Origin of the sequence: Wolbachia endosymbiont of Drosophila bicornuta, assembly GCF_028982105.1 — a bacterium.
Taxonomy (GTDB): domain Bacteria; phylum Pseudomonadota; class Alphaproteobacteria; order Rickettsiales; family Anaplasmataceae; genus Wolbachia; species Wolbachia pipientis.
This window is the reverse complement of the sequence record NZ_JAPQLF010000058.1, coordinates 1-7,118: the sequence shown is the minus strand read 5'-3', so window position 1 is coordinate 7,118 and position 7,118 is coordinate 1. Positions and strand designations below refer to the sequence as shown.

Sequence of the window (7,118 nt, the reverse complement as noted above, 5' to 3'; positions counted from 1 at the left end):
TGTTTATGGCTATAGCAGGCCAGTAGCATATTACGGTCTGTTCGGATTATTGTAAAAAGAGCTATATATCTGGGAGAACTTATACCTTATTATTCTATCTCTTTCATACCTTTATTTCCTTAACTTGACGCTTATGGTTTGATAATCTATCTGACTTAACTCATATAGCGATGTTCTATGTGCCACACCTTGCACTTGGTATTCCACTTGATAAAATAGATATTTCATATAGCAAGATTAATGATGTCAATCTAGAGGATGTAAATAATAAAATCCGTGCTATTTTTTCTGCTAATAAGTTAATTGGTCGTTTATTACCAAAAGGAGATAATAATGAGAATAAGTAAAATTATATTTCTATTTTTTTTCTGTCTAGGCTTTAATTTACAAGCAAGTGGTAACCTAAATATAGAGGAGGTCACTACCCGTAAAGGATTTAAGTTTTTATTTGTAGAAAATCATGATTTGCCAAAAGTTTCACTAAATATATCGTTCAAGGATGCAGGTTATGTGTATGAGAATAAGGAAAAACAGGGGCTTGCTTGGTTTACTTCTCTTGTAATCCAAGAAGGGGCAGGAAAAAATGATGCCAAAGATTTTGCGAAAAAGCTTGAAGATAAAGGGATTAGTTTAAATTTTATTGCTGATTTAGAAGCATTTAGGGTTTCATTAAATACTTTGTCTGACAATCTAGAGGAAGCAATTTCATTACTGAGCGATACTATAATGCGTCCTAAAGTTGACCCTGAAGGGTTGAATAGAGTTTTCGAGAAAGCCAAAGTTGATTTTAATAATCTTGAAAAAAATCCTTATTTTGTTGCTGGAAAAGAATTAGATACGTTATTGTTTAAAAAACATCCTTACTCAAAAAGTGTGTACGGTACTCTTGATACTATAATGAGCATTACTAGAGACGATGTTTTAACATACATAAAGCGTAATTTTGCTAAAGATAACATAGTTATCAGTGTTGCTGGTTGTACAAAAAAAGAAGAAATTATTACGCTATTAGATAAATATTTATCTATAGCTCTTTTTACAATAATCCGAACAGATCATAATATGCTACTGCTCTACCATAGCCATAAGCACATATCTTATCCTATTCGGACTATTGCGAGAAGTGCTATAAATTGCCGTCAAAAAGATCAAAAGTTAGAAAAATACCTGTAAAAAATAATTTTGGTTCTGCAGAAAGTAAGAATATTTTTATGGATATACCACAGAGTGTGATACTTTTTGCTCAAAAAGGTATAGCTTATGAAGATCCTAATTATTATAACGCTGGTGTCTTAATTGATGCACTTGGTGGCATGAGGCTGAATTCAATATTAATGACAGAACTGAGGCAAAACTTGGGTATTACTTATGGTGTTTATGCAAGTATTATTTCCAATAAACATGGAAATATTATATCTGGATTTATAAGTACTGATAGTTCTACTGCTGGCAAAGCTATATCAGCAGTAAAAGATACATTTAGCAGAATAAAAAAGCAAGGAATTGACGAACAATTGTTCAAGGATGCAAAAATTGGCTTGGTAAATAATCTTGTCCTTTTCCTGTCCAATAACACAAATACAGCAACGCTGCTAGATAATATGCAGATAAATGATCGTGATGTTAACCGTATAAATAATTATGCGAATATCATTAATGATGTTAAATTAGAGGAAGTAAACGAACTGGCAAGTTCTTTACTGGAACCTGAAAATTTATTTTTTGTTGAAGTTGGAAAAAACGCTCAAGGTCAATAATTATTACAGTCATATATCTTCTGCTATTGACCTTACTGCTTCTACATAACACTTATGCTCCTCAGCTAGAATGCGTTCTGAGAGGCTTTGAATATCATCATCTGGTAACACTGGTACAACAACTTGAGCAATTATGGCTCCAGCATCAACTTCAGGAGTGACATAATGTACAGTACAACCTGTAATTTTTACACCTGCTTTTAGAGCTTGCTCTTGAGCGTTTAGGCCTTTAAAAGACGGAAGTAAGGAGGGATGAATATTTATCACCTTGTTATGCCATTTACTCAGAAAATCAGCTTTGAGAATTCTCATAAACCCTGCAAGGCAAATTAAATCAACCTTATGTTGAACAAGTATTTCGTGAATTTTACCAGCATCAAGCGGTTTATCTTTAACAATAAACGCTGAGATTCCTGCTTGCTCTGCTATTTTCAGACCAGCAGCTTCGCTATTATTTGTGATAACACATGCAACTTCTGCGGAAAAATTCTGATCTTGACATGCTTCTATTAAGGCCTGCATATTCGACCCCCTACCTGAAATTAGTATTACGAGTTTTATCTTTTTCATTATAGCACAGTTATTTTAGAATTTAGTTAATACTAACAAAACAGCTCAAAAGGAAAACTTATTTTATAGCAAAGAAGGCAGACTAAACTCTTTATATAAGTGGACCTCTAATTTTGGACCTCACTGGACAACACAAAATAACGAATAGCCCCATGTACCCAGCTAAAACTAGCTTTAATGCTTAGATATTGTGCTATTTTTGTATAATATACTACTATAAGTATATATTTTTGTAATCGCGTTATTATTTATTTAACAAAGTATTAATATAATTTATTACACTGGATTAAATGGAGAAAGTTCAATGAGTAAATTACCGAACAATGCAAAAATAGGTAAATCTCAGGTTACTCAGTGGGAGGTAATAAAAATTGTGAATATGCTGATAATTGCTTGTCAAAAATAGTAACTTTGTACGTTATTAGAATAACTCAGCTATCAGATTTTTATACGAGTGACGAACCTGAAATTAACACTGTTTTAGCAAGAATAAGCGTGACAAGTGAAAATGTATTTTTAAACAAGGCTACTACTATTGAAGTTATGGAAGGTATTTTTCCGTATAAATTCAACAGCAAGAAGAGAAATAACGTATTAAGGTTAGAAGATTTGTATAATTATTTATGTTCTATTGTTATAGCTCTTTTTACAATAATCCGAACAGATCATAATATGCTACTGCTCTACCATAGCCATAAGCACATATCTTATCCTATTCGGACTATTGCGAGAAGTGCTATAACAATAGCCTTCCAAAAGAAATGCTTGAAAGTCTTGTAAGGGAGTATAAGGATGCTGTTAACTTATTTAAAGCAATTACTTGACTGAACGTAGTATTTTTAAGATTTTATTTTCTATTTCAGAAATGCCGCTTTCAAGATCTTTATCTATCAAATACATGGTAGAGAAATATGTTTTCTGCTTACTTTCAACATTGATAGTTAAAGTTCCGGGAGTGATTGTGACTGAATTGGCAAATAACGCAATGCTTTCATCATTATGCCCTTTGCATTTTCTTAGGATAATGATTGGCTCAAGCTTAGATTTGAGTTGTAGCACCTTTTTTGTTACATAAACACTTGATAAAATGATTTGGTACATTAACCATGGTATATAACTTACTAACTTATAAAACGACAGTCTACTCGTACTATTTAAAATCTGGCTAAGAGCTCTTTCAGCGTTTATCAACCTTCTAAAGATAAACGATGTGAATATACATGAAAACACTCCACAAAAAATAAAAAACGGCTCAAAATAACCAGACAATACAGTCCATAGAACAAATAAAATTATAAATGACAGAGAAAAAAACTTGATTTCCTTCCTAAAGTTGAGGTTTTTCATAGTCTGTAATATAACTAAAATGACTCTTTAAGGAAAGATAATAACGAATATTTAGGTTCTTGACTTCTATGTTAAAAGATATAACAACTAAGTTATGTATTTTAAGTGAGGAAGTTATGGAATATGATAAATTTATAGAAATATTAAAAAAAATAAATGACCTTTCAGATTTGAGCAAGGACAATATAGTTGAAAAAATAAAAGCTAAGTTACAAGAAGAAGATCCAGATTTATGTCAAGAGTGGGAAAAGAGTAAACCTGACAATGATAGTGGATCTGGCATAAATTACATATTTACTATATCTCGTGGTCAAAATTCTAAGGAAGTCAAATTGTTACATCTTGCTTCTTATTGGAACTGTGCAAATGTAGCAAAAGCTCTGATTGAAAACGGAGCAGATATTAATGCAGAACATGATAATAAAATTACTCCTTTACATATTGCTGCTCACTATGGCCACGAAGATGTAGTAACCATTCTAACTGGAAAAGGAGCAATTGTTGATGCAAAAAATGGTGATGGATGGACTTCTTTACATTTTGCTGTTGAAAAGAACCACAAAAATGTAGTAAACACTCTAATTGGAAAAGGAGCAAATGTTAATGCAGAAAATGATAAAGGATGGGCTCCTTTACATCTTGCTATTACAAATGGCCACAAAGAGATAATACAAGTTCTATCAAAAGCAGAAGGAGTCAACGTTGATGCAAAAAATAGTGATGGGTGGACTTCTTTACATCTTGCTGCTGCAAATGGCCGCAAAGATATAGTAGAAACTCTAATTGAAAAAGGAGCAGATGTTAATGCGAAAAACCATTATAAATGGACTCCTTTAACATTTGCTTCTCAAAAAGGCCATAAAGCGGTAAAAGAAGCTCTATTAAAGGCACAAGAGAACATCAAAGCTTTGCATTCAGCTGTTAAACATAATAATGAGGAGGAGGTGAAAAACCTATTAAATAAAGGAGTAAACGTTAATGCAAAAGATGATGATGGATGTACTCCTTTACATCTTGCAGCGAGAGAGGGCCATAAAGATGTAGTAGACATTCTAATCAAAAAAGGAGCAAAGTTTAATGCAGAAAATGATGATAGATGTACTGCTTTACATCTTGCTGCTGAAAATAACCACATAGAGGTAGTAAAAATTCTAGTTGAGAAAGCAGATGTTAATATAAAGGATGCTGATAGATGGACTCCTTTGCATGTTGCTGCTGAAAATGGCCACGAAGATATAGTAAAAACTCTAATCGCAAAAGGAGCAAAGGTTAATGCAAAAAATGGTGATAGACGTACTCCTTTACATCTTGCTGCTAAAAATGGCCACGAAGATGTAGTAAAAACTCTAATCGCAAAAGGAGCAGAGGTTAATGCAAACAATCGTGATAGACGTACTCCTTTACATCTTGCTGCTGAAAATGGCAAAATAAAAGTGGTGGAAGTTCTGCTACACACTGAAGCAGACCCTTCATTAAAAGATGTTGATGGAAAAACGCGAAGAGACCTTACTAAATATCAAGGTATAATTCAGCTTTTAGAGGAAGCGGAAAAAAAGCAAACGTTAAAAAATGAGAATAAAAAAACGCCAAAGGATCTTACTGAAAATAAAGATGTAATGCAGCTTCCAGAGAAAAAGGAAGAAAAACAAATTGGAAAAAATGCAATTGTGAAAGAAAAAGAACAATCTGCAAAAAATGCAATTGTAAAAGGTGTTATTGTGTGTTTTGTAACTGCAGTGATAGTTGGTGTTGCACTTGCATTTGCTACTGCCCTATCTGTACCAGCAATAATTGGACTAGCTGCAGGATCTGCGCTCATAGTTGGTGCTGGTCAATATATAATGTCAAAGCCTAAAACTGAAATGAAAGAAGTAAAGGAACTTGTGCCTAGAGAGACAGAAAAAGCACTTACTTGATTTTTGTTATCCTGTTGCTATCAGACTAGCCTGGCACCTTATATTTATTGGGATAACTGTTTTATTATGAATTAAGTCAAAAACTCTGTAATATATTGAAGCTTAAAGATATCTTTAGATATGGAAGTTATTGCAGAAAATAGGAAAGCAAGGTTTGAATATTTCATCTTAGAAGAATTTGAAGCGGGTATGGTCTTATTAAGCAGTGAAGTTAAATCGCTAAGAGAAAGAAAAGTAAATATTTCCGACGCCTACGTTGTTGAAAAGAATAGCGAAGTATGGCTGCACAATATGCATATTGCAGAATATAAAGCTGCGAACCGAAAAAATCATAAACCAAAAAGGGAACGTAAATTACTCTTGCATAAAAAGGAGATAAATAAACTAATTGGTCAAATCAAGACTGCTGGGATAACTGTTGTGCCGCTTTCGGTCTATTTTAACGATAAAGGATTTGCAAAAACTAAAATTGCCATTGTAAAAGGAAAAAAACTCTACGATAAGAGAGCAACCATAAAACAGAGAGAGTGGGATCGTGAAAAAAGTAGATTGTCTAAAAATAATTTATAGCAAAATATGTCTTTAAATCCAGTAATTTTCAGCATCGGTCCTGTTTCTATATATTGGTATTCCTTAGCCTACGTTTTGGGTATAGTGTTTGCATATTGGTATTTACATAGGCTAGATGACCAAAAAATATTTACTAAGAATTTTTACGATTCGTTATTAACATCCACTATTGTAGGTATTGTCCTTGGAGGTAGACTTGGCTACGTATTGATATATGATCCAGTTCTTTATATAAGCAACCCTATCGAGATATTGAAGACCTGGGAAGGAGGGATGTCATTTCATGGCGGTGCTATAGGAGTTTTGCTTGCAGTAATAATCTCCTGCAGAAGACATAACATTCCTATATTTTATGCACTGGACCTAGTTTCTTGCGGAGTTCCCATAGGTTTATTTTTAGGTCGCATAGGCAATTTTATAAACGGAGAGTTATTTGGCAGAGTTACAACTATGCCATGTGGTATGGTATTTCCAGAGAGTGGTGATAATTTGCTGCATCATCCAAGCCAGCTTTATGAGGCACTTTTTGAAGGACTGCTACTTTTTGCAGTTGCAAATTCACTGTTTTTCTTAACTAGAATAAGACTGTATCACGGTGCTTTAACTGGTATTGCAGTTATGTGGTATGGAATAGCACGTTTTTTCGTTGAGTTTTTTCGCGAACCAGACTATCAAATTGGCTATTTGTGGCTTGATTTAACTATGGGGCAGTTGCTTTCTATACCTATGGTTTTGCTAGGAATGCTTGTATATCTAGGCGCATTAAATTTAAAATTTAATACGAAATCTGTCACATAGAGAAAAGGTGAGTTCAATAGAAAAATGTAGCCAGAAGCCCCACATTATGCACAATTGTACGAATTTTCTGCGTTGCAGTAGAATGAATCGGTGGGCTTTGTTGCATCGCTAGCTATGATGGATTAAAGATAAAAAAGGTGGAGAATATCAGTAGCTTATT

At 33.4% G+C, this 7,118-nt stretch carries 6 protein-coding genes and 3 pseudogenes; 7 read left to right on the top strand and 2 right to left on the bottom strand.

The features are described 5' to 3' along the window. Window positions 1–137: 137 nt before the first annotated feature. The 3 pseudogenes from OZD68_RS01310 to OZD68_RS01300 form a co-directional block, all read left to right on the top strand. Window positions 138–347 (top strand): annotated as a pseudogene (locus OZD68_RS01310) (insulinase family protein); the annotation flags it as partial. Continuing rightward, window positions 334–1,026, top strand: a pseudogene (locus OZD68_RS01305) (M16 family metallopeptidase); the annotation flags it as partial. The pseudogenes OZD68_RS01310 and OZD68_RS01305, both read left to right, overlap by 14 nt. Window positions 1,027–1,130: 104 nt before the next feature. Further along, window positions 1,131–1,757, top strand: a pseudogene (locus tag OZD68_RS01300) (M16 family metallopeptidase); the annotation flags it as partial. 9 nt (window positions 1,758–1,766) lie between these two features. Here the strand turns inward: OZD68_RS01300 and purN are convergent. Beyond that, window positions 1,767–2,327 carry a phosphoribosylglycinamide formyltransferase gene (purN, locus tag OZD68_RS01295; protein WP_182309509.1) on the bottom strand — a complete coding sequence of 187 codons (561 nt, stop codon included), beginning with the start codon at window positions 2,325–2,327 and terminating at the stop codon, window positions 1,767–1,769. Between the two features lie 393 nt (window positions 2,328–2,720). On the opposite strand from purN, the gene OZD68_RS01290 reads away from it, so the two are divergent. Next, window positions 2,721–3,107, top strand: coding sequence for a hypothetical protein (locus tag OZD68_RS01290; protein WP_259366032.1), 387 nt, complete (start codon window positions 2,721–2,723; stop codon window positions 3,105–3,107). Window positions 3,108–3,143: 36 nt separating this feature from the next. Here the strand turns inward: OZD68_RS01290 and OZD68_RS01285 are convergent, their stop codons facing one another. Further along, window positions 3,144–3,674, bottom strand: coding sequence for a Na+/H+ antiporter subunit E (locus OZD68_RS01285; protein ID WP_006280659.1), 531 nt, complete (start codon window positions 3,672–3,674; stop codon window positions 3,144–3,146). Window positions 3,675–3,742: 68 nt separating this feature from the next. Between OZD68_RS01285 and OZD68_RS01280 the strand changes: the two genes are divergently transcribed. The 3 genes from OZD68_RS01280 to lgt all read left to right on the top strand — a co-directional run bounded on the left by OZD68_RS01280 (window position 3,743) and on the right by lgt (window position 6,958). Further along, window positions 3,743–5,590 carry an ankyrin repeat domain-containing protein gene (locus OZD68_RS01280; protein WP_275008802.1) on the top strand — a complete coding sequence of 616 codons (1,848 nt, stop codon included), beginning with the start codon at window positions 3,743–3,745 and terminating at the stop codon, window positions 5,588–5,590. 120 nt (window positions 5,591–5,710) lie between these two features. Next, window positions 5,711–6,160, top strand: a complete 450-nt coding sequence (gene smpB / locus OZD68_RS01275) for an SsrA-binding protein SmpB (RefSeq protein WP_007548863.1) — start codon at window positions 5,711–5,713, stop codon at window positions 6,158–6,160. A gap of 6 nt (window positions 6,161–6,166) precedes the next feature. Next, complete coding sequence (lgt, locus tag OZD68_RS01270; RefSeq protein WP_182309510.1) at window positions 6,167–6,958, top strand: prolipoprotein diacylglyceryl transferase; 792 nt, start codon at window positions 6,167–6,169, stop codon at window positions 6,956–6,958. Window positions 6,959–7,118: the final 160 nt, after the last annotated feature.

What these genes read in the sequence shown, in the direction of transcription:
- smpB (WP_007548863.1), top strand. Translation starts at nt 5,711, where the DNA reads ATGGAAGTTATTGCAGAAAATAGGAAAGCAAGGTTTGAATATTTCATC.
- purN (WP_182309509.1), bottom strand. Translation starts at nt 2,327, where the DNA reads ATGAAAAAGATAAAACTCGTAATACTAATTTCAGGTAGGGGGTCGAAT.
- OZD68_RS01285 (WP_006280659.1), bottom strand. Translation starts at nt 3,674, where the DNA reads ATGAAAAACCTCAACTTTAGGAAGGAAATCAAGTTTTTTTCTCTGTCA.
- OZD68_RS01280 (WP_275008802.1), top strand. Translation starts at nt 3,743, where the DNA reads ATGTTAAAAGATATAACAACTAAGTTATGTATTTTAAGTGAGGAAGTT.
- lgt (WP_182309510.1), top strand. Translation starts at nt 6,167, where the DNA reads ATGTCTTTAAATCCAGTAATTTTCAGCATCGGTCCTGTTTCTATATAT.